Origin of the sequence: Marinobacter sp. (genome assembly GCF_040882185.1) — a bacterium.
Classification (GTDB): domain Bacteria; phylum Pseudomonadota; class Gammaproteobacteria; order Pseudomonadales; family Oleiphilaceae; genus Marinobacter.
In genome coordinates this window covers 391,215-416,572 of the sequence record NZ_JBBEBW010000002.1, presented here as the reverse complement: position 1 = coordinate 416,572, position 25,358 = coordinate 391,215, and the positions used below count along the sequence as shown (strand labels likewise).

Here is a 25,358-nt window from a genome sequence, read left to right as displayed (position 1 = left end):
ATTTTGTCAATCACTATCCGCAAACAGATCGGTAGAAAAGATTAAATCCTTAGCCACTGACCCTGGGTTGATCTCCATGCGGTCGATTACCTCTTGCACCGGCCGGAAAGATCGTCGGTGGTGGGGCGTGGCGCCCAGTTCATGCAACGCCGCCAGATGGACGGGCGTTGGATAACCCTTGTGTTGTGCAAAGCCGTAGCCTGGGTATTCCGCTTCGAGCGCCAACATCTCACGATCCCGGGTGACTTTGGCAATGATCGAAGCCGCGCTGATGGCTTCAACCCGGCTGTCCCCTTTAACCACAGCTTCTGAAGCCCAGGACCAACGGGGGCAGCGGTTGCCATCCACCAGTACATGTTCGGGTGCAATCGCAAGGCCCGACACCGCGCGCTTCATAGCCACCATGGTTGCCTGAAAGATGTTCAGGCGGTCAATTTCATCTGCTTCACATCGACCAAGGCTCCAGGCCGCTGCGTGTTCAATAATCTGGTCGAAGAGGGCTTCTCGGCGTTTCTCACTGAGCTTCTTTGAATCCGCCAGCCCGGAGATCGGGCGCTCAGGGTCCAGAATGACCGCAGCCGTTACCACGGCGCCCACCAAAGGTCCGCGACCCACCTCATCGACACCGGCTACTTTCCAGCCCTGGTAACGACTGACAAAGGGCGGCAGCACAGTCTTGATCTTCGTAGTCTTTAGCGTGTTCCTGGTCATTGCGCCAACCTTCGCTCGACCAGCTCGCTGATGGCAGTAGCCGCCCTTTCATCGGCATTCTGTCTCAACTGATGATGCAGGTCGGTAAAAGCCAGTTTAAGCCGCGTTCGCTCAGCGTTGTCCTCTAGCCGCTCCAGCACTGCGGCGCCTAATGTTTCAGGCCTTGCGTCGTCCTGCAAAAGCTCTGGCACCAGGGCTTCCCGGGCAAGCAGGTTCGGTAGGGCAATGTGGGGGATTTTGATCATTCGCGACAAGATGGCATGGCTGATTCCTGTTAATCGGTACCCTACTACCATTGGCTTTTTAAGCAACATGGCTTCGAGGGTTGCCGTACCCGAAGCCAACAATACCACATCCGCGGCACACATGACTTCCCGCGAGCGGCCCAACACCACAGTGACAGGCAACTCTACGGCAAGGGTATCAACCAGTTCCCTGATCTGCTTCTGACGTTCGCGATTTACGCAGGGAATCACCAGTTGAAGGTCTGGACGTCGGGTCTGGATCCAGCGGGCGGTTTCCAGAAATAAAGTACCCAGACGTTCAATCTCTCCGTGTCGGCTGCCAGGCAGTATCGCCAGTACCGGTGCCTCGTTGTCGAGCTCAAGCGCCCGGCGCGCTGCCTGGGTGTCCGGTTCAAGGGGAATGCGATCCGCCAACGGATGTCCGACAAACGCGACCGGCACGTTATGCTCTTCGTAAAAGCGGGCCTCGAACGGAAACAGAGTGAGCATCAGATCAACGGATTTGGCAATTTTGAAGATGCGTTTCTGGCGCCACGCCCACACTGACGGGCTGACGTAATGGGCGGTCGGGATGCCGGTATCCCGGCAGCGGCGCTCCAACCCAAGGGTGAAATCCGGGGAGTCAATGCCAATCACGACCGCGGGGGGTGTCGCCAGAAAGTATTCCAGTAAGCGATGGCGAATATCAAACAGTTCACGAATGCGACCCAGCACCTCGACCAGGCCCATCACCGAGAGACGCTCCATCGGAACCAGGGAGTGAAAGCCTTCAGCTTGCATTTCTTCCCCACCAATACCCGCGAAATGGGCGTTGGGATAACGCAGCCTGAGTGAGCGGATTAGCCCGGCCCCCAGAATATCGCCGGAGGCTTCGCCAGCAACAATACCAATGGTTAGCTTACGGTCGCTGACAACATCGGGAATCAGCTCGGATTCTGACACTACCTGACGATGCCCCGATCCGCTCTACCGAGAGAGTCGATCAACGGTTTAATGTCAGCAACGTCGCCATAGGCCTTTTCAAGTTCTTCCATGGCTTGTTCGGTCGTCAGGCCCTGGCGGTAAATAACCTTGTAGGCTCTACGCAGGGTAAGCAGGAACTCTTTGCCAAAACCACGGCGTTTGAGCCCTTCAACGTTAATGCCATGAGGCGATGCAGACTGGCCACTGGCCATAACGTAAGCGGGAATATCCTTCAGCACAATGCTGCCACCGGCACTCATGCTGTGCGTACCGATATGACAGAACTGGTGAACCATAGTGCCACCGCCCAGGATGGCCCAATCCCCCACTTCCACATGGCCAGCTAATGTCGCGCAGTTCGCCAGAATGGTGTTGTTACCAATCACACAGTCGTGAGCCACATGCACATAAGCCATTAGCAAATTGCCACTGCCAATGCGGGTTTCACCACGGTCCTGGGTGGTGCCGCGATGAATCGTGCAGCTTTCCCGGATGGTGTTGTTATCGCCAATAATCAATCGGGTCGGTTCACCCGCGTATTTTTTGTCCTGACATTCCTCACCAACACTCGAAAACTGGAATATGCGATTATTCCGTCCGATCACGGTCGGACCTTTAATCACGACGTGGGACATGATTTCCGTGCCCTCGCCAATTTCCACATTCGCACCAATGTAGCTCCAGGGGCCCACGGTGACGTTGTCTGCCAACTTCGCAGACGGGTCAACAATAGCCTGAGGATGGACTCCCGACCAGTCTTGTGTCGCCATCAAACGCCTCGCTCAGCGGTCATCACTTCTGCCACACACGCTACTTTGTCATCTACCAGGGCACGGCAGTCAAATTTCCAGATACCGTGCTTGCCGGAGACAAACCGGGACTCGAGGATCAACTGATCTCCGGGCACTACGGGGCGTTTGAACCGCACCTTACTGGACCCAGCGAGATAGTGTATCACGCCGTCGGATGGCTTCCTGTCAACCGTCACAAACCCGAGAATCCCCGAAAGCTGGGCCATAGCCTCTACTATCAGAACGCCCGGCATGATGGGCTTGCCCGGGAAATGCCCGTTAAAGAAATCCTCGTTAATCGACACGTTTTTGTAGCCGACAATCGACTTCCCTTTCTCCACTTCCAGCACCCGATCTACCAACAGAAACGGGTAGCGGTGTGGCAAAAATTCCATAATTTCTTCGATATACATCATCAGGTTTGGCCTCAGCCCTCTATTTTCTTTTCCAGTTCTTTTAGCCTGCGTGCCAAAGCATCAAGCTGACGGAAACGAACTGCATTTTTACGCCATTGCCTATTGGTATCAGCACTGGTGCCAGAAGAATATACGCCCGGCTCGGGAATGTGCCCGGTTACCAGCGTCATACCAGTAAGTTGCACCTGGTCACCGATCACTAAATGACCGGCTACGCCAGAAGCACCGCCGAATACACAGTGTCGGCCAATTTTGGTACTGCCCGCGATACCAACGAATGCAGCCATGGCCGAATGATCACCGATGGTGACGTTGTGGGCGATCTGAATGAGATTATCCAGCTTGACGCCGTTACCAATGAGTGTGTCATCCAGCGCACCCCGGTCAATGGTGGTATTGGCTCCGACTTCTACATCATCTCCCAGCACCACTCGACCAATCTGGGCAATACGGTGCCAGACGCCTTTCTCATTGGCAAAACCAAAGCCGTCCGAGCCGATCACCGCTCCGCTCAGAATATGGCAGCGGGCGCCCATCACAATGTCATGAGCCAACGTAACCCGGGCACGAAGATGAGAACCATCGCCGATACGAGAGCGAGCACCAATCACCGACCCAGGGCCAATGACCACATGCTCACCAACAACCACACCCTGTTCAATAACCACCAGCGGACCGATTGCAGCAGATTCAGGTATCGAAGCCGACGGATCGACCACTGCACTTGGGTGAATACCTGGTTCGTTAACCGGCGACGGATCAAACCAATGGCTGAGGTGAGCATAGCCAAGATAAGGGTTCGCCAGTAACAGGACATTGGTCGGACAATGCTCCGCCATCGCTGGCGAGACGATTACGGCCGACGCTTTGGTATCGGAAAGGAAACGGGCATAGGACGGATTGGAAAGGAATGACAGCTGCCCCTGCTGCGCCGCCTGAAGGGTCGCCAGGCCGGTAATCTCGGTACTGGGGTCCCCCTGCAGTTCAGCACCGAGCGCTTTAGCGATATCTCCCAGCATAAAGGAACTCGATTTCATTGAATGCTCCCTTTCATACTGGCTGGCTAGACATCAAACGAAGCGCCTGGACACCGGACATCATTACTGATTCAGTTTCTCTAGCAGCTCAGACGTCAGATCCATGTCCGGTTTCGCATACACAACCGCTTCGCTCGGCAGAATGAGGTCAAGATCGTTTTCTTCAAGCAGTTCCTTTACCGCTGCATCCACTTCTGGTCGCGCACTTTCCAAAAAGTTCTGTTTTCGACCGGCTACCGTTGAGTCGAGACGCTGCTTGAGCAAGTTGAATTCTTGCACCTTTTCCTGAAACTCTGAGCCAAGCTTCGCGCGCTCGGATTCGTTCATCATCGCACCGTCTTTCTCGAGCCGCTCTTTAAGCTGCCTGGCTTTATCCTGAGCGGTGCGAACGTTCGACTCTTCGTCAGCAAAATCTTTCTGTAGCTGCGCACTGAATGCTTGCGCATCGGTTGACGAGAATAACGCCTGGCGAAGGTCTACCACGCCAATACGAGTGTCAGCAAAGGCTGGCGTTACACATAACATAGTCATTATTGCAGCCAATATTCGCAGTTTGTTCATCGCTCGGATCTCCCTATTATAAAATTATTGGTTAATCAGTACGCCTGATAGCAACTAGAAACTCTGACCTAGTGAGAACTGGAATATCTGGGTGTCGTCGTCACCCTTATCATTCAGTGGCTGCGCCAGACTGAACGCCAGCGGGCCCACTGCAGTAATCCACTGGAAGCCGATACCGACCGAGAAACGGACTTCACCGACATCAGGATCAAAATCCCTCTCCGGGTCAAATACCTGCCCAGCATCCAGGAAGAACGCTGTCCTCATGGACCGGGTATCGCCCGCAAAGGGTGTCGGGAAAATCAGCTCCAGACTGCCCTCGGTAAGGATACTACCCCCGAACGGGTCAGGGTCGGAAAAATCATTCGGGCTGTTGGTCGCAAGCGGGCCAAGCGAATTCGCCCGGAACCCACGAACAGAACCGTAACCACCCGCAAAAAAGTGCTCAAAAAACGGCATCACATCGCGATCACCGTAGCCGCCTCCGAAGCCAAGATCACCTCGGGCCCGGAGTACCCAGGTCTGGTTATCGTTCAGTGGCTGATAAATTTCTGCCCGTTGGTTGATCTTGTAGTAGGTCAAATCACTGCCCGGCACCGCTACGTCTGCAGAAAGACTGAGACTATAGCCATCGCTCGGCAGCACGCCCCGATTCAGCGTGCTACGACGCCAGGAGCCATTGAGGAAGTAGTTGTTAAAGCTGTCGCCCTCATTCTCGATGAAATCGAGTATCTCCAGTGAGGTAAAGGCGCCAGCCTTGATCTTGGAGAGCGTGTACCCTACCCCGAAATTCAATCGGGTGACGTTGTCGATAGGATAACCGAATGTCAGGCGGCCGCCATATTCATCTAACAGGAAAGACGAGATGTCCTGTTCTTCAAAGTCGGTTTCGCGGGCAAACAGACTGAAACCACGACTGACCCCATCAACCGTGTAGTAGGGATTGGTGTAGGAAAAGTTGGCGCTCTTGATCGAATCGCTGAAATTGGCCCCGATGGATACCCGCTTGCCGCTACCAAAGAAGTTGTTCTCAGAGATATTGGCTCCGAGGATCACACCGGATACCTGGGAGAAACCGACCGACGCTGACAGGCTGCCTGTCGGCTGCTCGACCACGGAATAGTTCACGTCGACCATATCGTCAGTGCCCGCTACGGGAACGGTTTCGACATCCACCGTCTGGAAATAGCCGAGGCGCTCCAGCCGGGTCTTGGAAAACTCGATTCGATCCGTGGAGGCTACACCGCCTTCCATTTGAGTCATTTCCTGACGAAGCACTTCATCCCGAGTTGAGACATTGCCCTCGAAGTTGACGCGGCGTACATAGGCGCGCTTGCCAGGCTCTACGAAGAAGGTAACCGAGGCAGTATTGCCTGCACCGGTTTCCGGCACCGCGTTCACATTGGCAAAGGTGTAGCCCTCACTACCAAGACGACGAGATAGCAGCTCAGATGTGCTGGTAACCTGGCCACGGGAGAAAATATCGCCTGCTTCGATCTGTATCAGCTTTCGAAGTTCTTCTTCCTCGACAATCAGTTCACCACGGAGATTGATGTCGGAGATCGTATACTGAGGCCCTTCATTAACCGCAAGCGCTATGAATACTTGGCGTTTGTCCGGAGAAATTGAGACCTGACTGGATTCGACACTGAAATCAAGGTAACCGCGATCAAGATAATATGAGCGCAAAGTTTCAAGATCTCCGCTCAGACGCTCCCGGGCATATTTGTCCGAATTTGTCAGGGAGGCCCAAAGACTGCTGGTCTGCAACTCGAACAGGTCAAGCAGTTCTTCGTCGCTGAAAGCGTCGTTGCCAATGATGTTTATGTGCTTGATGGCGGCGACATCGCCTTCATTGATATCAAGCCGGACGGCGACACGATTTCTCGGCAGATCTTCCGCTGTCGCCTTGACGCGGGCATTGTAACGACCCTGGCCTACGTACGAGCGCAGGATTTCAAGTTCCAGGCGCTCAAGAGTAGCCCGGCGAAATACCTGCCCCTCCTGCAAACCTGCACTGTTGAGCGCATCCGTCAGCATATCGGTATCGATAGCCTTGTTGCCCTCAATTTCAATGGAGCTGATAGCGGGGCGCTCCCGCACATCCAATATAAGCACGCCCTCGTCCCGACTGGCTTCTACGTCGGTAAACAGGCCGGTACGGAATAGTGTTCGGATAGCGTCGGCAAGTTCCAGTTCGTTGAGCGATTCACCAATATCAACAGGAAAAGCGGAAAACACACTACCAGCGGAGACCCGCTGTAAGCCTTCCACTTCTATGTCGGTAACCACAAACTCATCGGCGGAGGCCGGCTGGACAACCCAAACCGTTGCCAGCAAGCCAAACACGATGCCTATCAGAGGACGTCTCATTCAGTTAATTCGCCTGTTAATGCGCGTAGGAAGGTGGCAATTCTCACAACCGCATCAGGTCGTTGTAAAGAGCAAACACCATTAAAGTGAGAATCATTGCCATGCCGATACGTAAACCAAAGGCCTGAACCTGCTCTGAGAGCGGCTTACGGCGAATAGCTTCGATCGTGTAATAAACAATATGGCCGCCGTCAAGAACCGGTATTGGCAGCAGGTTCAGCACCCCCAGGCTCACACTCAGGTAAGCTAGAAAGCGAACAAAGTCTTCAAAACCCGAACTCACGCTCGCTTCTGCCACCCGGGCAATCGTGATAGGGCCACTCAAATTTGACGGTGACAAAAGGCCTGTAAGCATCTTGTGTATAGCTACAAACGTCAGACGGGTGTCGGCCCAGGTTTCAGAAATTGCATTAGGGATCGCCGCCAGAGGGCCGTAGCTCACATCGCGAAGCATATCATCGGGCCAGCCAACCTGACTGACACCGGCGCCCACGAAGCCAGAAGACTCGCCGTTCTCACCCTCGCGTATGGCGGGCGTGACCGGGACAGATATGACTGTATCCTGACGGGAAACAGACAGTGTCAGGGTTTGTTCCGGTGCTCCCTGAATGTATTTCACCAATGCGAACCAGTCCGCAACCGGTTCCCCATCGACCGCTGTGACGCGATCTCCTTCCTGCAAACCCGCCGCTTCAGCCCTGCCGCCACTGACGATTTCACCCAGCACGGCTGGCACTGCCGGACGCCAGGGTTGCAGACCAAAGAGCTCCACGGGATTAGGGCTGTCATCACTCAGGCGCCAGCCACCGAGATTACCGGTCAGGGCTTGCCGGGCACCCTGGTTTCCCACACTGAAAGCGACCTCACCATGCTCACCGGCCCGCTCCAGCAGGCGCATGTTGATTTCCCGCCAGGAATTCACTTCATGACCGTCGATGGCATAGATTTCCATGCCTTCTGACAACCCCATCTGACTGGCGATGGAATCTTCACGGACTTCTCCGACCACGGGAGCCAGCGTGGTAAAGCCGACCACACCCAAGAGCCAGTAGGCGAATATTGCGAAAATAAAGTTCGCGGCGGGGCCAGCCGCTGCAATGGCGATACGACGGCTCGGCAGTTTCGATGTAAAAGCTTCATGACGCTGATCTTCTGGTACGGGTCCTTCCCGTTCGTCAAGCATTTTGACGTAACCGCCGAGGGGAATGGCCGCCACGGCAAATTCAGTGCCTTTACTGTCATACCAGGAAAACAGAGGTTTACCAAAGCCGACGGAAAAACGGAGAACCTTAACCCCACAGCGCCGAGCGACCCAGAAATGGCCGAACTCGTGAATAGTGACCAGAATGCCAAGGGTCACAATCAGGGCAAGAATCGTTTGAATCAGCTGCATAGTGCTCTCAATAGTACTCTCATATCAGGCGACGCCCTGTTCGATCTGTTTAAGGGCAAATAGTCGCGCCTGCCGGTCTTTGGCAAAAATGGTGTCAAAATCATCTGCTGGCACCACATCAACGGCCGCCAGAGTCTTCTCTATGATAACGGCGATATCTGAAAAACACAGGTTACCGGCAAGAAAGGCTGCGACCGCCTCCTCATTGGCGGCATTAAGCACCGCTGGCGCCGTACCGCCCGCCTCAAAAGCTTCAGCGGCCAATCTCAGACAGGGGAAGCGTATGAGATCCGGCCGCTCAAAATGAAACTTGCCCAAGGCAAACAAATCCAGCGGAGCCACACCAGCCTCAATTCGCTCCGGCCAGGCCAGGCCATTGGCGATGGGTGTTCGCATATCCGGGCTGCCAAGCTGCGCCAGAACGGAGCCGTCAAGATACTCTACCATGGAATGAATGATGCTCTCGGGGTGCACATGCACCTCGATAGCCGAAGGTTGTGTATTGAACAACCAACAGGCTTCAATCATCTCAAGGCCTTTGTTCATCAGCGTGGCTGAATCCACCGAAATCTTCTGCCCCATCGACCAGTTCGGATGAGCACAAGCCTGCTGCGGCGAAACATGGCGCATGGCCTCAGCACTGTATGTCCGGAACGGCCCGCCGGAGGCCGTCAGCAGTATACGGCGCACTCCGGAGGCCCGGGCATCCCGGGCCGTCGCGGGCGGAAGACATTGAAAAATCGCGTTGTGCTCGCTGTCGATAGGCAGTAATTCAGCCCCGGACTCGACCACCGCATCCATGAAGAGCTGGCCAGACATGACCAGAGCTTCCTTGTTGGCAAGCAGCACTCGCTTGCCTGCTCTTACCGCTGCCAGCGTCGGAGGCAAACCAGCGGAACCCACGATGGCAGCCATAATGGTATCGGCGCCGGAGGCCTCGGCCACATCACACAGAGCATCACTGCCGCCACGCACCTCAATATCGGTTTCTGAAGAGAGCGCGTTTGTAAGCTCATCCGCCGCGGACTTATCTGCCATCACGGCAACCCGGGGCCGAAATTCAAGACAGAGGTTCGTCATCTCGCCGACACTGGCGTTGGCCGTCAGGGCATAGACCGAAAACCGATCCGGGTGACGTCGAACTACATCAAGCGTATTGAGGCCTATCGAGCCAGTAGCTCCGAGAATGGTTAAATGGCGCATCAAATCTTGCCTGCCGCCAGCCAACCCAATTGGGTGACCAACAATGCGAAAACCGGAATGGCCGCGGTAAGGCTGTCAATGCGGTCCATGATGCCACCGTGCCCAGGCAGCAGCTGACTGCTGTCCTTAATGCCGCGGAAACGCTTCATCATGCTTTCCAGCAGGTCTCCCAACACTGACACAGCTCCTGTCACAAGGCTGGCCACCAATAGTAGCAGCGTGTTCTGCACGGTGGCATCAACCAGTAAGCTGACAACAACGGCCAACGCTGCCACAGCGACCAGGCCACCCCACACCCCTGCCCAGGATTTGCCAGGGCTGACAAGAGGCGCCAGCTTCGCCTTGCCAAACGCACGACCGGCGAAATACGCTCCGATATCAGCCACCCACACCACACAGAACACATAAAGAATCATCAAGAGATTATTTGATACATCGCCGAACTGAAAGGACCCGGTTCGCATGTGATTAAGGCCCACCCAGGCTGGCACCAGGACCAGCAAACCCATAATCGCGCGAAGCGGCACCGCCTGCCAGAGATCAGTATTACGGGGATAGCGGGAAATCAGCCAGAAGCACGCTAGCCACCATACCAAAGCCAGCCAAAGCACGTTAAGCGCCGCTGTCTGAATCAGGGTATAGAGTACCAGTGCCACAAACACCCCGTAGACTACCCGTGCGGCCTGGCTGGTGAGCCCGGCCATGTTTGCCCATTCCCAGGCACCGATGGAGATAACGACGCCGGTAAACAGTGCAAAACCTAAAGGTGGCAGGAAGAAAATACCCACAATCGCAAGAGGGGCAAGAATCAGGGCAGTAATGATGCGGATTTTGAGCACAGGGTTTCGCTCTTTCTTGTCGTTATTGTTGGGCGCGTCGGCTCTGGATCTGATCATCTGTCTGACCAAACCGCCGCTGTCGGCCAGCGTAAGCCCGAAATGCCTCTAGCATCTGCGGTTCGCGGAAATCTGGCCAGTATACGTCGGAAAAATACAGCTCGGTATAAGCCAGGTGCCACAGCAGGAAATTGCTGACGCGCTGTTCACCGGCTGTTCGGATCATCAGGTCAGGCATGGGAAGGTCGCCAATGGACAGATGTGCTTGCAAGGTGGCGTCAGTAATATCTGAAGGGGTCAGGATACCCGCCTGGACTTTGGCCGCCACCTGGCGTGTTGCCTGGGTAATGTCCCACTGACCACCGTAATTAGCGGCAATCACCAGGGTCATCAGGGTATTGTCTCGGGTCAGCTCCTCGGCTTGCACCATGCGCTCTTGCAGAGTGGGGCTGAAGGCAGAACGGTCACCAATGATTCGCAGACGGATATTGTTGCGATGAAGCTTCTTGACCTCGCGTTCGAGGGCAAACAGAAACAGCCTCATCAACGCGGAGACTTCTTCCTCCGGGCGGCGCCAGTTCTCACTGGAAAATGCGAACAGGGTCAGCACCTCGACACCTTCGCGCGCGCAGGCTTCTACCACGGCCCTGACGGAATTGACGCCCGCCTTGTGGCCAGCGACCCCAGCTAACCGATGGGACTTCGCCCACCGGTTGTTGCCATCCATAATAATTGCTACGTGCCTGGGCCGGTTATCTGCATTAACCGAGACCTCGGCGGATACACTTTCCGTCATGCCATCCCCTGATCAGCCAATACGCTCTGTAACCACCGGCTGATATATAAACGAAAGCAACCTGCGAGGTTATACCTCCATCAGGTCCTCTTCCTTGGCTTTGAGCATTTTGTCGATTTCCGCAATGTGGCGATCCGTCAGCTTCTGGATATCGCTCTCTGCGCTGCGTTCGTCGTCTTCAGTGATCTCTTTTTCTTTCAGCAGATCTTTAATATCACTGTTTGCGTCACGGCGGGCATTACGTACGCTGACTTTCCCATGCTCAGCATCCGCACGGGCCTGTTTGACCATGTCTTTACGGGTTTCTTCGGTCAGCATGGGCATCGGTATGCGGATAATGTCGCCATTATTGGACGGATTCAGACCCAGATCCGACGCCATGATGGCCTTCTCGATAACCGGCATGAGGTTCTTTTCCCACGCTGAAACCGCCAGGGTACGATTGTCTTCAACGTTCACGCTGGCAATCTGCTTGAGCGGCGTCTCCTGCCCGTAATAATTGACCATAACGCTGTCAAGAATGGACGGATGCGCCCGACCGGTACGGATTTTGTTGAAAGCCGATGTCAGGGCTTCCAGGCTTTTTTTCATCTTCTTTTCGGCGTCTGCCTTGATGTCGTCAATCACTTCAATGTCCTCGATTCGTCCACTCAACGTTGCTGCCGGGTGCCTGTTTGCACCTCAGCTCTCGGGGTTGTCGTCACCCTCTATAAGGGTGCCTTCATTTTCACCGACTACGATGCGGGTCAAAACTCCGGGTTTGTTCATATTGAATACGCGCACTGGCATGCCCTGGTCACGACACAAGCAAATGGCGGTCAGGTCCATAACGCCAAGCTTCTTATCCAGCACCTCGTCATACGTCAGGCGATCATACTTTTCTGCCGACGGATCTTTTACCGGGTCCGCTGAGTATACACCGTCTACCTTGGTTGCCTTCAGTACCACATCCGCTTCTATTTCGATACCGCGAAGGCATGCTGCAGAATCGGTCGTAAAGAACGGGTTGCCCGTGCCAGCGCAGAAAATAACCACATCGCCGTCTTTCAGGTCACGCAGAGCGCGGCGACGGTCATAATGTTCAACCACACCACTCATGGGAATAGCCGACATAACACGGGTACGAATATTGGATCGCTCAAGGGCGTCCCGCATGGCCAGACCGTTCATCACAGTAGCCAGCATACCCATATGGTCTCCGGTGACCCGATCCATACCTGCGGCATTCAGGGCGGCACCCCGGAACAGATTACCGCCACCGATGACCAGGCCGACCTGGACGCCGATACCGATCAATGCGCCAATTTCAAGCGCCATCCGGTCAAGTACTTTGGGGTCAATTCCGAAATCATGCTCTCCCATCAGCGCTTCACCGCTGAGCTTGAGCAGAACACGTTTGTATCTGGGCTGGGTTCCTGACTGCTTTGGCATGATGCTGCGTCCCCTTTGTTCATGGTGTCCTGACGGACAATGACTCAGTGGGCAGGCCGAACGGGGAAAACCTCTCTCCGTCAGGCCGGGCCGGTATCTGACATCCCCCTCAACCTGCTCACGGCAAAAGGGCTATCTCAGATACGAGCCCGCCACGAAAACCGGGAAGCCCCAACTCACGTGGCAGACAATATTGGCTGGCAGAAAGTGATGCAATACCAGCCAACCAGGCAGATCAGGACTTGCTGGAACCGGCTGCGGCTGCAACCTCAGCTGCAAAATCCACCTCTTCCCGCTCAATACCTTCGCCAACTTCAATACGCACGAAGCTGGACAGCTCGCCGCCGTTGCTCTTGACGAGAGCGCCCACGGTCTGCTCCGGGTTCTTGACGAACGGCTGGTCAACCAGGCTGATTTCCTTCAGGAACTTGGCAATCCGACCGGCCATCATCTTCTCGACAATTTCCGGCGGCTTGCCAGCCATGTCGGGCTGGGCTCGAATGATGTCCTTTTCCTGCTCGACTTCTTCCTGGGGCATATCTTCACCACGGGCGACACGCGGGTTAACCGCCGCGACGTGCATGGCGATATCACGGGCAACTTCGGAATCACCAGCCGTCAGAGCCACCACGGAGGCAATCTTGTTGTTGCTGTGCACGTAGCCATCAACAACGGCGCCCTCGACTTTGATAACACGACGCACGGTGATGTTTTCGCCGATTTTCTGGACCAGTGCTTCACGCTTGCCTTCAAGGTCGCCAGCCATCAGCTTGGCAACATCGGTCTCGTCGTTATTGAAAGCCACGTCCAGCACTTCGCGCACGAAGCCCATGAAGTTGTCGTCACGGGCAACGAAGTCAGTCTCGGAGTTCACTTCAAGAACGAATGCGCGGGTATTGTCATCAGACACTTTCACCAGGGCAACGCCTTCAGCGGCAGTACGGCCTGCTTTCTTGGCGGCCTTGAGACCGGAAGACTTACGCATGTTTTCGATTGCTGCGTCGACATCGCCTTCGCTCTCGACCAGTGCCTTTTTGCACTCCATCATGCCAAGACCGGTACGATCACGCAGCTCTTTGACCATTGCAGCGGTAATTGCAGCCATGTTCAATCCTCTTATTTCAGAAATCTGGAATCTGCACCGGCGCGAAGCCAGCACAACCTTTAATGATTATCTGCTTAAAGAAAGGGGGACCGGAGAATACCCCTGAGCCCCCTCTCTGGCGCTGAAACAGAATCAGCTAACAACGCTCAATGCAGTATCAAGCCGCAAGCCTTACTCGGCTGCAGGCGCTGCACCTTCAACGTCTTCGCTGACTTCAACGAATTCATCAGCGCCGGTGCCAGCAGTTGATGCTTCAATGCAGGTATCGGCCACAGCTTTGACGTAGATCTGGATCGCGCGGATAGCATCGTCATTGCCCGGGATAACGTAATCAACACCGTCCGGATCACTGTTGGTATCAACAATACCGATAACCGGGATGCCCAGCTTGTTGGCTTCCTTGATCGCGATCCGCTCGTGGTCAACGTCGATAACGAACAATGCGTCAGGCAGGCCGCCCATATCCTTGATACCGCCAATGCTGCGCTCAAGCTTGTCCATTTCACGGGTACGCTCGAGCGCTTCTTTCTTGGTCAGCTTGTCGAAGGTACCGTCCTGGCTCTGAGCTTCCAGCTCACGGTAGCGACGAATGGACTGGCGAATCGTTTTGTAGTTGGTCAGCATGCCACCCAGCCAGCGGTGGTTTACATAAGGCTGGCCAGCACGGTCTGCTTCTTCCTTGATAACTTTCGCTGCTGCACGCTTGGTGCCGACGAAGAGAACCTTGTTCTTGCTGTTAGCCAGCTTCTGAACAAAATCCAGGGCGTCGTTAAACGCAGGAACGGTCTGTTCAAGGTTGATGATGTGAATCTTGTTGCGGGCGCCGAAGATGAACTTCGACATTTTCGGGTTCCAGTAACGGGTCTGGTGACCGAAGTGAGCACCTGCCTTGAGCAGGTCACGCATATTTACCTGAGCCATGATATTTACCTTTTTAGCTTCGGGTTAGTCCTCCACACGTCCAATTGCCCCAACCTTTCTCCACTTCAATGGAAACCAGGCACCCTGGGACAACGTGTCGACGCATGTGCGAATTTGCCTGAGCGTGACCGGAAGATCACAGCTCGGCGGGCGCGTTTATACCATATTTGCCCGCGTGAGCGCCAGATTTTTTAGCAGTGCGCCCATTGCCGGCTATCCCTATGGCTCCACCTACATGGTCCTTGTACCTCAGCCGCCTGCCCCCTAAAATGAGCGACTGATTCAAGTCAACGGGATTTCCCATGCAGGTATCGATCAAGACCCCGGAAGAGATAGAGAAAATGCGCGTTGCCGGTCGCCTGGCCGCTGAGGTGCTCGAGATGATTGGCGAGCATGTGAAGGTCGGCGTGACCACAGAAGAACTCGACCGCATCTGTCACGACTACATTGTCAATGTCCAGCAGGCCATTCCGGCCCCGCTGAACTACAAGGGGTTTCCGAAGTCAATCTGTACTTCCGTGAACCATGTTATCTGTCACGGCATCCCCAGTGAGAAAAAAACCCTCAAAAGCGGCGACATTCTCAACATTGATGTGACCGTGATAAAAGATGAATACCACGGCGACACCAGCAAGATGTTCTTGGTCGGCGAGCCCAAGATCGCAGCGGAACGACTGGTACGCATTACCCAGGAATGCCTCTATAAAGGTATGGAGTTAGTCAAACCCGGTGCCCGCCTGGGCGATATCGGCCATGTTATCCAACAGCATGCCGAGAAGAACCGATATTCCGTGGTCCGGGAGTATTGCGGCCACGGCATTGGCCGGGTCTTCCACGAGGAGCCTCAGGTCATGCATTACGGTCGCCCCGGCACCGGTCTTGAACTGAAAGAAGGCATGACCTTCACCATCGAGCCAATGATCAACCAGGGCAAAAAAGACTGTAAATTGTTGCCGGATGACTGGACGGTAGTCACCAAGGATCACAAATTGTCTGCCCAGTGGGAGCACACCATCCTTGTAACTGCAGACGGCTATGAAGTGCTGACAAAACGCTCAGAAGAGTCGTTCTAGTGACCGAAGCCGCCCTGGAGTCCCGCATCCGCAGTGAGTTGTCGCCCATTGTAGCTGCAAGGGAACTGCTGCAAGCGGCATACACCGCGGATGCAGAGGCCTTTAAGCAGGGGGCTGACGTGCGGGATTTGGTGCGTCGCCGGGCTGACACAGTGGATCAGGTATTGCGCTTGGTCTGGTCCCGATATCCGTTTGCTGAGTTGGGCGATATCTCGCTGGTCGCGGTGGGTGGCTATGGCCGCGGAGAGCTGCACCCCCATTCTGATATCGACTTACTGATCCTGACCCGGGACGGGGTCCGCGAAGTTTGGCAGGAAGACCTGAGCGCCTTTGTCACCCTGCTTTGGGATTTAAGGCTCGATATCGGGCACAGCGTCCGTAGTATCGCAGAGAGCAAACAGGCCGCCCGTGAGGATGTCACTATCCTCACCAATCTATTGGAAACCCGCACTATTGCAGGCCCTGATGAACTTCGGGCGACCCTGAGCGAAGCTGTCTACGGTGACAGTGTCAGCACCGACCGGGATTACTTTATCGCCAAACGTGAAGAACAGAAGCGGCGACATCAGAAATACGGCGACACCGAATATAACCTGGAACCTAACGTTAAAGGCTCGCCCGGTGCACTGAGAGACATCCAGACCATCGGCTGGATTACCAAGCGCCACTTTGGCCTGCAAAGCATTGCGGATCTCACCCGTTTCAGCATTCTGACGGAAGAGGAATACCAGATCTTGCTCCAGGGCGAGACCTTTCTCTGGCAGCTTCGCTACGGGCTGCAATTGATTGCTGACCGGAACGAAAACCGCCTGCTGTTCGATCATCAGCGCGCCCTGGCACAAATGCTGGGATATAAGGATGAAGGCAAGCGTCTCGGTGTTGAGCTGATGATGCAGGCCTATTACCGCACCGTGCTCTCACTCGCCGAGCTGGCCGACGTCATTCTTCAGTATTACGACGAGGCGATTCTGGACACCGAAGGCCAGGAAGACATCCGTCCCCTGAACAAGCGGTTTCAGACCCGCAACAACTATATAGAGGCGGTCAATAATCAGGTTTTCGCCTACGCGCCCTATGCGATCCTGGAAATTTTTGTGTTGATGGCCCAGCACCCGGAGATCAAGGGAATCCGGGCAACGACCATCCGTTCGCTGCGGGCTCACCGCCATCTCATTGACGACGCGTTCCGCTCCGATCTGGCTGTCACCTCATTGTTTATGGAGTTGCTGAAAACGCCCCATGAACTGGACCAGACCCTGTCGCACATGAAGAAGTACAATGTACTGGGTCGCTACCTGCCCGAGTTCGGCGACATCATCGGGCAGATGCAATACGACCTGTTCCATATATACACCGTCGACGCCCATACCTTGCGGGTGATCCGGAATATGGTCCGGCTTGGTACCCAGGAAGCACGCAACGACTTCCCGCTCGCTTCACGCCTGATTCATCGCCTGCCGAAACTGGAAGTGCTCTACATCGCCGGTATTTATCACGACGTGGCCAAGGGACGAGGCGGTGACCACTCGGAGTTGGGGGCAGTGGATGCTGAAGCGTTCTGCAAGCGTCACCACCTTAGCGCCCGCGACACCCAACTGATTGCGTGGCTGGTGGAAAATCATCTGCTGATGTCAATGACGGCGCAACGCAAGGACATTTCAGACCCGGACATCATTCACGAGTTTGCCCGTGCGGTCCCCAGTCATGTGCACCTGGACTACCTCTACGTGATGACCGTGTGCGATATCAGCGCGACCAACCCAAAACTCTGGAACACCTGGCGCGCATCGCTGCTGAGGCAGCTTTACATCGAAACCAAACTGGCTTTGCGTCGTGGCACCGAAACACCGGTTGATCGCCAGGAGTGGGTCCGTGCGACCCAGTCTGAGGCTCGGGAAATCCTGCATGCCCAGAACATGAGCGACGAGCAGATTGATAATGTGTGGGACACCCTGGATGAGGAATACTTCCTGCAGGACTCCACCGTTGATATCGCCTGGCAAACGGCTGCGATCATTCGCCATGGCAATGACCCGGACCCTCTGGTACTGATCCGCGACACCAGAGGGGGGCCGTCAGACGGCTATTCCCAGATCATAATCTACGTCAAAGACCGGGTAGCACTGTTCGCCGCAACGACTGCAGTGCTTGAGCAACTGAACCTGAACATCGTCGACGCCCGCATCAGTTCAAGCGAAGGCCCCTACTCCATCAGTGCCTATGTGGTGCTGGATGAACAGGGCCAGCCTCTGGGCAATGACCCAGACCGCAAAGACCGCGTCCGAAAACGACTGATTGAGGAACTGGATGATCCGGATGATTATCCGGACATCATTCATCGGCGAACGCCCAGACAGCTGAAGCATTTTGCGTTCCCGACTGAGGTGACCCTCTCCAATGATACCTACAACCAGCGCACCGTCATTGAGGTCGTCACCCCGGATCGGCCCGGCCTGCTGGCGAGAGTCGGCCGGGTATTGCTCGAGCACCGGGTCAAGCTGACCAATGCTAAAATCGCCACCCTTGGCGAACGCGTGGAAGACGTCTTCTTTGTTACCGACGAGCACGGCGACGCGATCAGTGATCCGGCAATTTGCCAGGCACTGCAACAGGATTTATGCACCATGCTGGACGATACCCAATGAACCCGAATCTGTCCCGCCTTCATCCCTATCCATTTGAGAAGCTGGCAAAACTCAAAGCCGGTGTTGTGCCGCGGCAAGATTTGTCAGCGATTTCACTGGGTATTGGCGAACCCAAGCACCCGTCACCGGCTTTCGTTAAACAGGTGATTGCGGAGAATCTCGACCGGCTCGCGAACTACCCCACCACCGGCGGCATGCCCGAACTGCGAGAGACTATCGCAAACTGGGCCACAGGTCGCTTCAAGCTGACCGCTGGCACACTGACAGCGGAAGCTCATGTGGTGCCGGTGAACGGCACTCGCGAAGGCATCTTTTCGCTGGTTCAGGCGTTGATAGATAACACCAAACCCGCGGTTGTCGTCAGCCCTAACCCGTTTTATCAGATATACGAAGGCGCCGCCCTGCTCGCCGGCGCAACACCTCATTACCTTGCCTGTGACGGCAGCAATGGCTTCGTGCCGGATTTTGGCGCTGTGCCGGAACCAGTCTGGAAAGACTGTCAGATCCTGTTTCTGTGCTCACCGGGCAATCCTAGTGGCGCGGTTATTTCCCGGGAAACCCTGGCCCAAGTGATCGACCTCGCGGACCGGCACGACTTCGTGGTCGCCTCCGATGAATGCTACTCGGAACTGTATCCAGACGAGAGCCGCCCGCCAGAGGGCCTGCTGCAGGCCTGCGCTGCCCTTGGCAGGGACGACTACGCGCGCTGCATCGTTTTTCATAGCCTGTCCAAGCGCAGCAACCTGCCTGGCATGCGTTCCGGTTTTGTGGCCGGAGACGCCGGTATTTTGAAAGACTACCTGCGCTATCGCACCTATCATGGCTCCGCTATGCCGGTTCAGCATCAGTTGGCCAGCATTGCTGCCTGGCAGGACGAGGACCACGTTCGTGAAAATCGAGCAGCCTATCGTGCAAAATTCGAGGCCGTGGTTCCCATTCTTCAGCAGGTTATGAACGTGGATTTTCCGGACGCAGGCTTTTATCTCTGGCCAGAAACCCCGGGTATAGACGATGAAACCTTCGCCAGGGAGCTGTCCGCACAACAGAATGTCCATGTGCTCCCCGGGCGTTATCTCTCACGCTCGGTAGCTGGCTACAACCCCGGCGAGAACCGGGTGAGAATGGCCCTGGTGGCGCCGCTGGAAGAGTGTGTCGAAGCCGCCCACCGCATCGTAACGTTTGTGAAAGGGTTTGAACGGTCATGAAACTGTACGGCATCAAAAATTGCGACACCGTGAAAAAAGCCCGTCAATGGCTGGATGAGTCCGGCGTAGCCTATGACTTCCACGATTTCAAAAAAGACGGCCTGACCGCCGAATTGCTCGAACGCTGGGAACGCGCGGTCGGATGGGAAACGTTACTCAATCGTCGTGGCACCACCTGGCGCAAATTGCCCGACGAGGTTCGTGATACCATGAATCCCCAGTCGGCCCATGACGTGATGCTCGATAACCCGTCCATTATCAAACGGCCGGTGGTTGAACAAAGCGATGACATACTGGTGGGTTTTAACGCTGACGAATGGGCAAAGCGCTTCTGAAGCAGCCTGCCGCAGACCAAATTGCCATCAAAAACAGACCCATATTTATCTAACGATTGAGGAGCAACCCCGGCTATGAGTTTTGCATTCGGAATTGGTATCGGAACCCAGAACAAACAGGGCGAATGGCTGGAAGTATACTACCAGCAGCCGGTGCTGAAGCCTGAGGCAAGTCTGGCAGAGGCAGCGCGTAATATACTGGATTACAAGGGTGGCAATCAGGCGTTTCAGGCTACGGCCGCGCAGTTATCCGAGCTATCGGCCGCCCTCGCAGAAAGCGGCCAGAATGATCAGGCCGGGCTCGCGAAGCAGGCAGCAGGCAGCCACCGCCCTGTGGTGGTGACACTGCTGGAAACCGATGACACTGCATCCAGCACGCCCGAGGTATACCTCAAACTTCACCTGATTTCCCATCGCCTGGCCAAACCCCACGGTCTGAAGCTGGACGGCATCTTCGGCCAGCTACCCAATCTGGCCTGGACCAACGAAGGCGCGGTTGATCTGAACGAACTTCCGGGCCGCCAGCTTCAGGCACGCCTTGAAGGCCGCATCCTGGAAGTGAAATCGGTCGACAAATTCCCGCAGATGACGGACTACGTAGTGCCCAAAGGTGTTCGCATCGCCGACACTGCCCGAGTACGTCTCGGCGCCTACGTGGGCGAAGGCACTACCGTTATGCACGAAGGTTTCATCAACTTCAACGCTGGCACCGAAGGTACCAGCATGATCGAAGGCCGGATTTCGGCAGGTGTAATGGTGGGACAGGGTTCTGATCTGGGTGGTGGCTGCTCCACCATGGGCACACTTTCCGGCGGCGGCAACATCATCATCTCCGTGGGCGAAAACTGTCTGATCGGTGCCAACTCCGGTATCGGCATCCCGCTGGGAGATCGCAGCACCGTCGAAGCAGGCCTGTACATCACCGCTGGCACCAAAGTAGCGCTGCTGGATGACAAGAACGTGCTGGTAGAAATCGTCAAGGCCCGCGACCTTGCCAGCAAACCGGACCTGTTGTTCCGCCGCAATTCCCAGACCGGCGCCGTGGAGTGCAAGACCAATCGCACCGCCGTTGAACTGAACGAGCAGTTGCACGCTAACAACTGATCTGTTGCGCAAGAAAATATCAGCCCACTGCGTCAGGGACGACGCAGATTCCACCTCACGCTATCTGGAAAACCAATTAAATGCCCAACTCCCCCACTCTAGATCTCGCCATAAACCTGATCCAGCGCCGGTCGGTGACACCGGATGACGAGGGTTGCCAGGCATTGATGATGTCCCGCCTGTCGCCGTTGGGATTTATAGGTGAGTCCATGCGCTTTGGCGAGGTCGACAATTTGTGGGCACGTAAAGGCGCGAGCGGCCCGGTGCTGGCATTTGCTGGCCACACCGATGTAGTTCCCACCGGTCCGGAGAAGAACTGGGCTCACCCCCCGTTTGAAGCTTCCATACATGAGGGTTACCTGTTTGGCCGCGGCGCTGCCGATATGAAAGGCAGCCTGGCGGCCTTTGTCACGGCTTGCGAGCGATTTGTGGCCAAGCATCCAGACCACAAGGGCTCTATCGCCCTGTTGATTACCAGCGATGAAGAAGGTCCTGCCCATAGCGGAACCGTCAAAGTGGTGCAGGCGCTGGAGGCCCGAAATGAGAAAATGGATTGGTGTCTGATTGGCGAGCCATCCAGCACTCTCGAAGTGGGAGATGTCATCAAGAATGGCCGCCGCGGCTCACTGCATGGCTACCTGACGGTAAAGGGTATCCAGGGCCATGTGGCTTACCCGCACCTGGCAGAAAACCCCGTTCACACGGCAACTCCGGCCTTAACCGCACTGGCCAACGAACAATGGGACCAGGGCAACGAATTCTTCCCGGCCACTACCTTCCAGATCACCCGGGTCGAAGCGGGTACCGGCAGCAACGTGATTCCGGGAGAAATGCTGGTGCACTTCAACTTCCGCTACTGCACCGAAAACACCGCCGACACCCTGAAGAAACGTGTGCTCGATATCCTGGACAGCCACGGCTGCAAATACGACACTCAGTGGCATCTGAGCGGCGAGCCCTTTCTCACCGACAGAGGCGCCCTGGTAGATGCCGCCCAAACCGCTATCAAAGCCGTCACCGGCCGCGACACTCAGCTCTCTACCTCCGGCGGCACCTCCGACGGACGATTCATCGCACCGACCGGAGCTCAGGTAGTCGAACTCGGCCCCATCAACGCCACCATCCATAAAATCGACGAATGCGTGAAAGCAGAAGACCTGGATACGCTGTCTGCGATCTACGAACGCATGTTGATCGAGCTATTAACCTAAAGCATCGCAAAGTAGAGCGGTTTCAACCGCGACCTCTCTCGCAGGTATCTTCAAGCTTCGCGACTCAAGTCGCTCCTTGCGTATGGGGAGGGGTTCGCTGAGACATCGCAAATTTCAATAATGCGGCGGTGGGGCTTCCTCTTCTTCGCTTCGGATGTTTGAAGGCGAAATTTGTGAAAGTTGCTTGTTGAGGTGCTGTTTGGCTTCCCATAACTTGCGAATATCCAGCTCCTGCTGAGCCACCTGCTGGTTCAGGGCGTTGATGGTGTCGTCCTGAAAGGCCAGCCTGGTTTCGAGTTCGTCCAGTCGTGCTTCTATTCGGTCTTTATCCATGGTGCTTTTGATCTCGTGGTCTAGTGTCCCGTCTGGCCGCTTCCTGAAATGGGAAGAGGTTCCTTGGTCAGGGTTTGGGATTATCTGGTATCATGCCGCTTTTCCGTCGTCGGCTTATTCCGTGTATGCGGTGAGTAAGACGGTTTTCATCGACTGTGTAGTCAGGGGAGCTTTTTGATTCTCCAAGTTTACCTGATATGCAGTTTTTATTGTTTTTGTTGATTAACGGAGAGTACCTCGTCAATGCGTAACCCAGCTAAAGCGATCCTTTTAGCCATTCTGATCGCAATTCCCGCACCTTTTGTTCTTGGTTTTTTACTGCTGAACCTCACACCGGAAATTTTCCAGGTTCTTTCCCAATCCGGTTCAAGTGAACTGGCAGACAGCACGACATTTGTTCTTGGCAGCGCCCAAGGCATTGGCGCCTACGTTATAGCCTTTACTTTGTTCGGCATTGTCGGTTTTCTTACCGTCGCCTTTGCCCAGCGTAAAGCCTCTGCACCTGCGCGTACGCATACCTCTGCTAAATCGCCCCATCGTCCCGCTGCACCCGCACAGAGCAACGATACTTATGATGACGAAGACGACGCAGACTACGACGACGACAGTCCGGAAGGTGATGAAGATGGCACCGTCAAGTGGTTCAACGTCAAGAAAGGTTTTGGTTTTATCGTGCGTGACAGCGGCGACGAAGTGTTTGTTCACTTCCGCGCGATTCGTGGCCGTGGACGCCGGGTTTTGCGGCAGGGTCAATTGGTCCGGTTCACCGTGGTGGAGGCCGATAAGGGCCTGCAGGCGGATAACGTCTCTATTTTGAGCGATTGAATCGCGGGTAAAACCGAGTATAAAGAGGCATCTCGAACCTTGGGATGCCTCTGACATGTTCGCCCTAATTCCAGATAACTCTCTGTTCACCACGCTCATCAAGACGCCACCATTTTTCTTCTTCCACCGGGTCACCTTCTTTCCAGTCACCAGGGCTGCATCTGATTTCTGTTTCCATCGCGCGCCAGGCGCTACGGGCGGTATCGAGATCGGTTGACCAGGGCAAGTCCGCGCCCTCCAGTATCAGGCAGGTAAAACGTTTTCCAAAAGCTCCCGGATACACGCTTATTTGCACATGCTCTCCCTGATATCGCCCTGCGCCCACAATCGCCTTCCCGGTAACCACCTCATCCGTCAGAGACAACTCATCAAGATGGTTCTTTAGCCAGCCTGTAAGGCCATTGGGCTTCAGGTCACGAATGTAAATTTCCAGATCCTGCACTCGGAGCATCTCCCGGGGTTTGGTATTCAGCGTGTGAGCTCGTACTTTAAATCATCCACTGTCACCTGTCGCAGGGTGCCTGCTTCGCGTCGCTCATGCCAGTTTACTTCTGTAGCTGCACGCTCAATGGATTTTTGCCCCAGCATCGCGTTCAACTCGCGTGTGGGCTGGTCCCTGGCGATAGCCACCAGCAGCTGTTGTTGCAGAGTTTGCATCTCCACGGCCAGGCGTCGACTATCCATGAACCCTCGCTCCGCGACCAGGGCAACCCTGGCTGAGGCCTGAGAGACCCAACCAATCAACTCTCCTGGTGTGAGTACCCGTTCGCGATTGACGCCAACGCAACCGGCGGCTGAAGATGCAAAACGCAGTGCAGCGAGTGTGAGCTCGACATTCCACTGACTTTCGATGACCGATTGATGCGCGGACAGGATCGCCAGATTCTGGAAACTGTTGGCAGAGGGCATGGTAATTTTCGACAGGCGCCTGCCGGTACGGGCTTCCAGTTCATTCACACCCTTATCGCTCTCGCCATCACTGAGTAACAGAATAGCGCCATCATGGGCGGGAATCAGTTGGCTGGCGACGCTCTGGTGATCAGCCATCAGCACTGCAACATCCGCTGGGGAAATATTATCAAGGATCAATACCGGTTGCCGCGGAGCGCCTTTGGCAGCAGAGTATGCGTCCAACCCAGAGGCCATGATGTCCGCCTCCCGCCGCAGATCCAGCATAATGAAGCCTTGGTCCAGAAGCCCTGTCAGGGATTGCAGCCAACTGGTTTTCCCGCAGCCTGGCGGACCGGTAACCCAAACAATGTCCCTGGGCCAAGCTGAAAGGGCTACCGCAACGTCTTCAGCCAGCTGCAGCCACGTTGCGTCGGTGATCACCGCAGGCACGTCAATCGCCGCAGGCGGAACCTGCTCCCCAGCCGATTCCAGCATTTCTTCAAACGGCCAATGATCCACCTGTTCGAGCACGGCCACATAGGCCTTACCCGCCAGTCTGTCGGCACCATTAACCAGGGTTTTCAGCAACAGCGGCCAATCAATCCACGGGGCTTGGGAAAGCTCTCTTGCAGTGGCAAACCAATACCGAATCTGGGAAGACAACAGGCCCTCACCATTAACAGCAGTCACAATGGGTTGCTCGCACTGGACCGTACGGGTCAGTTCATCAATATCCACACCACGACGACGGAGAAACGAAGTGATCGACAGATCGCTGTCTATTAAGGCCAGCAAGTAGTCTTCTACAGTAATTGCGAGGCCGCCCCGGTCCAGCACATGCTTTTTCGCGTGCTGAAGCGCAGTTTGGCAGAGGGGGCTCAGGCATCCTTGCCAGTCTTCCATAACATCTCCCTGTTATCATCTATTCTATAGGCCGCCTTCCTGGCGGTGTTT

The 25,358-nt window shown here is 55.4% G+C and carries 25 protein-coding genes; 7 read left to right on the top strand and 18 right to left on the bottom strand.

Annotated features, from left to right (window positions below):
• Positions 1-6: 6 nt before the first annotated feature.
• The 15 genes from rnhB to rpsB all read right to left on the bottom strand — a co-directional run bounded on the left by rnhB (position 7) and on the right by rpsB (position 14,782).
• Positions 7-711: a ribonuclease HII gene (gene rnhB, locus WEB64_RS03035; protein WP_368061851.1), complete on the bottom strand. Its 705-nt coding sequence runs from the start codon at positions 709-711 to the stop codon at positions 7-9.
• Positions 708-1,898: a lipid-A-disaccharide synthase gene (lpxB, locus tag WEB64_RS03030; protein ID WP_368061852.1), complete on the bottom strand. Its 1,191-nt coding sequence runs from the start codon at positions 1,896-1,898 to the stop codon at positions 708-710. The genes rnhB and lpxB overlap by 4 nt, the downstream gene beginning before the upstream one ends.
• On the bottom strand, positions 1,898-2,689 hold the full coding sequence (gene lpxA / locus WEB64_RS03025) for an acyl-ACP--UDP-N-acetylglucosamine O-acyltransferase (protein WP_368061853.1): 792 nt from the start codon (positions 2,687-2,689) through the stop codon (positions 1,898-1,900). Before lpxA ends, lpxB begins: the two co-directional genes overlap by 1 nt.
• Positions 2,689-3,126, bottom strand: a complete 438-nt coding sequence (gene fabZ, locus WEB64_RS03020; protein WP_368061854.1) for a 3-hydroxyacyl-ACP dehydratase FabZ — start codon at positions 3,124-3,126, stop codon at positions 2,689-2,691. The genes lpxA and fabZ overlap by 1 nt, the downstream gene beginning before the upstream one ends.
• Before the next feature lie 11 nt (positions 3,127-3,137).
• The gene (lpxD, locus tag WEB64_RS03015) at positions 3,138-4,163 is read right to left on the bottom strand and encodes a UDP-3-O-(3-hydroxymyristoyl)glucosamine N-acyltransferase (RefSeq protein ID WP_368061855.1); all 1,026 of its coding nucleotides are present in this window, start codon (positions 4,161-4,163) and stop codon (positions 3,138-3,140) included.
• A 63-nt stretch (positions 4,164-4,226) separates the two neighbouring features.
• Entirely contained in the window at positions 4,227-4,724 is a 498-nt protein-coding gene (locus WEB64_RS03010; RefSeq protein WP_368061856.1) for an OmpH family outer membrane protein, read from the bottom strand.
• Between the two features lie 54 nt (positions 4,725-4,778).
• Positions 4,779-7,097 (bottom strand): outer membrane protein assembly factor BamA, encoded by a 2,319-nt coding sequence (bamA, locus tag WEB64_RS03005; RefSeq protein ID WP_368061857.1) that lies wholly within the window; start codon positions 7,095-7,097, stop codon positions 4,779-4,781.
• 43 nt (positions 7,098-7,140) lie between these two features.
• Complete coding sequence (rseP, locus tag WEB64_RS03000; protein ID WP_368061858.1) at positions 7,141-8,490, bottom strand: RIP metalloprotease RseP; 1,350 nt, start codon at positions 8,488-8,490, stop codon at positions 7,141-7,143.
• A 24-nt stretch (positions 8,491-8,514) separates the two neighbouring features.
• Complete coding sequence (ispC, locus tag WEB64_RS02995; RefSeq protein ID WP_368061859.1) at positions 8,515-9,693, bottom strand: 1-deoxy-D-xylulose-5-phosphate reductoisomerase; 1,179 nt, start codon at positions 9,691-9,693, stop codon at positions 8,515-8,517.
• A complete protein-coding gene (locus WEB64_RS02990; RefSeq protein ID WP_368062257.1) occupies positions 9,693-10,532 on the bottom strand; it encodes a phosphatidate cytidylyltransferase in 840 nt (279 codons plus the stop codon). The genes ispC and WEB64_RS02990 overlap by 1 nt, the downstream gene beginning before the upstream one ends.
• Before the next feature lie 22 nt (positions 10,533-10,554).
• Positions 10,555-11,325 carry a polyprenyl diphosphate synthase gene (uppS, locus tag WEB64_RS02985; protein ID WP_368061860.1) on the bottom strand — a complete coding sequence of 257 codons (771 nt, stop codon included), beginning with the start codon at positions 11,323-11,325 and terminating at the stop codon, positions 10,555-10,557.
• A gap of 69 nt (positions 11,326-11,394) precedes the next feature.
• A complete protein-coding gene (frr, locus tag WEB64_RS02980) occupies positions 11,395-11,952 on the bottom strand; it encodes a ribosome recycling factor (RefSeq protein ID WP_368062258.1) in 558 nt (185 codons plus the stop codon).
• A gap of 54 nt (positions 11,953-12,006) precedes the next feature.
• Complete coding sequence (pyrH, locus tag WEB64_RS02975) at positions 12,007-12,756, bottom strand: UMP kinase (protein ID WP_368061861.1); 750 nt, start codon at positions 12,754-12,756, stop codon at positions 12,007-12,009.
• 235 nt (positions 12,757-12,991) lie between these two features.
• Positions 12,992-13,861: a translation elongation factor Ts gene (gene tsf / locus WEB64_RS02970; protein WP_368061862.1), complete on the bottom strand. Its 870-nt coding sequence runs from the start codon at positions 13,859-13,861 to the stop codon at positions 12,992-12,994.
• A 171-nt stretch (positions 13,862-14,032) separates the two neighbouring features.
• Positions 14,033-14,782, bottom strand: coding sequence for a 30S ribosomal protein S2 (gene rpsB / locus WEB64_RS02965; RefSeq protein WP_368061863.1), 750 nt, complete (start codon positions 14,780-14,782; stop codon positions 14,033-14,035).
• Between the two features lie 302 nt (positions 14,783-15,084).
• Here rpsB and map point away from each other — a divergent pair, with 302 nt between their 5' ends.
• The 6 genes from map to dapE all read left to right on the top strand — a co-directional run bounded on the left by map (position 15,085) and on the right by dapE (position 22,355).
• The gene (map, locus tag WEB64_RS02960; protein ID WP_368061864.1) at positions 15,085-15,855 is read left to right on the top strand and encodes a type I methionyl aminopeptidase; all 771 of its coding nucleotides are present in this window, start codon (positions 15,085-15,087) and stop codon (positions 15,853-15,855) included.
• Entirely contained in the window at positions 15,855-18,500 is a 2,646-nt protein-coding gene (locus WEB64_RS02955) for a [protein-PII] uridylyltransferase (RefSeq protein ID WP_368061865.1), read from the top strand. Before map ends, WEB64_RS02955 begins: the two co-directional genes overlap by 1 nt.
• Positions 18,497-19,705, top strand: coding sequence for a succinyldiaminopimelate transaminase (gene dapC / locus WEB64_RS02950; protein WP_368061866.1), 1,209 nt, complete (start codon positions 18,497-18,499; stop codon positions 19,703-19,705). The genes WEB64_RS02955 and dapC overlap by 4 nt, the downstream gene beginning before the upstream one ends.
• Complete coding sequence (locus WEB64_RS02945; RefSeq protein WP_368061867.1) at positions 19,702-20,040, top strand: ArsC family reductase; 339 nt, start codon at positions 19,702-19,704, stop codon at positions 20,038-20,040. Before dapC ends, WEB64_RS02945 begins: the two co-directional genes overlap by 4 nt.
• Positions 20,041-20,115: 75 nt before the next feature.
• Complete coding sequence (gene dapD / locus WEB64_RS02940) at positions 20,116-21,144, top strand: 2,3,4,5-tetrahydropyridine-2,6-dicarboxylate N-succinyltransferase (protein WP_368061868.1); 1,029 nt, start codon at positions 20,116-20,118, stop codon at positions 21,142-21,144.
• An 80-nt stretch (positions 21,145-21,224) separates the two neighbouring features.
• The gene (dapE, locus tag WEB64_RS02935; RefSeq protein ID WP_368061869.1) at positions 21,225-22,355 is read left to right on the top strand and encodes a succinyl-diaminopimelate desuccinylase; all 1,131 of its coding nucleotides are present in this window, start codon (positions 21,225-21,227) and stop codon (positions 22,353-22,355) included.
• Between the two features lie 114 nt (positions 22,356-22,469).
• Here the strand turns inward: dapE and WEB64_RS02930 are convergent, their stop codons facing one another.
• The gene (locus WEB64_RS02930) at positions 22,470-22,688 is read right to left on the bottom strand and encodes a SlyX family protein (protein ID WP_368061870.1); all 219 of its coding nucleotides are present in this window, start codon (positions 22,686-22,688) and stop codon (positions 22,470-22,472) included.
• Between the two features lie 243 nt (positions 22,689-22,931).
• Here WEB64_RS02930 and WEB64_RS02925 point away from each other — a divergent pair, with 243 nt between their 5' ends.
• A complete protein-coding gene (locus tag WEB64_RS02925) occupies positions 22,932-23,513 on the top strand; it encodes a cold-shock protein (protein ID WP_368061871.1) in 582 nt (193 codons plus the stop codon).
• Positions 23,514-23,577: 64 nt separating this feature from the next.
• On the opposite strand, the gene WEB64_RS02920 is transcribed toward WEB64_RS02925, so the two are convergent.
• Positions 23,578-23,955, bottom strand: coding sequence for a hypothetical protein (locus WEB64_RS02920; protein WP_368061872.1), 378 nt, complete (start codon positions 23,953-23,955; stop codon positions 23,578-23,580).
• 26 nt (positions 23,956-23,981) lie between these two features.
• Positions 23,982-25,307, bottom strand: coding sequence for a hypothetical protein (locus tag WEB64_RS02915; RefSeq protein WP_368061873.1), 1,326 nt, complete (start codon positions 25,305-25,307; stop codon positions 23,982-23,984).
• Positions 25,308-25,358: the final 51 nt, after the last annotated feature.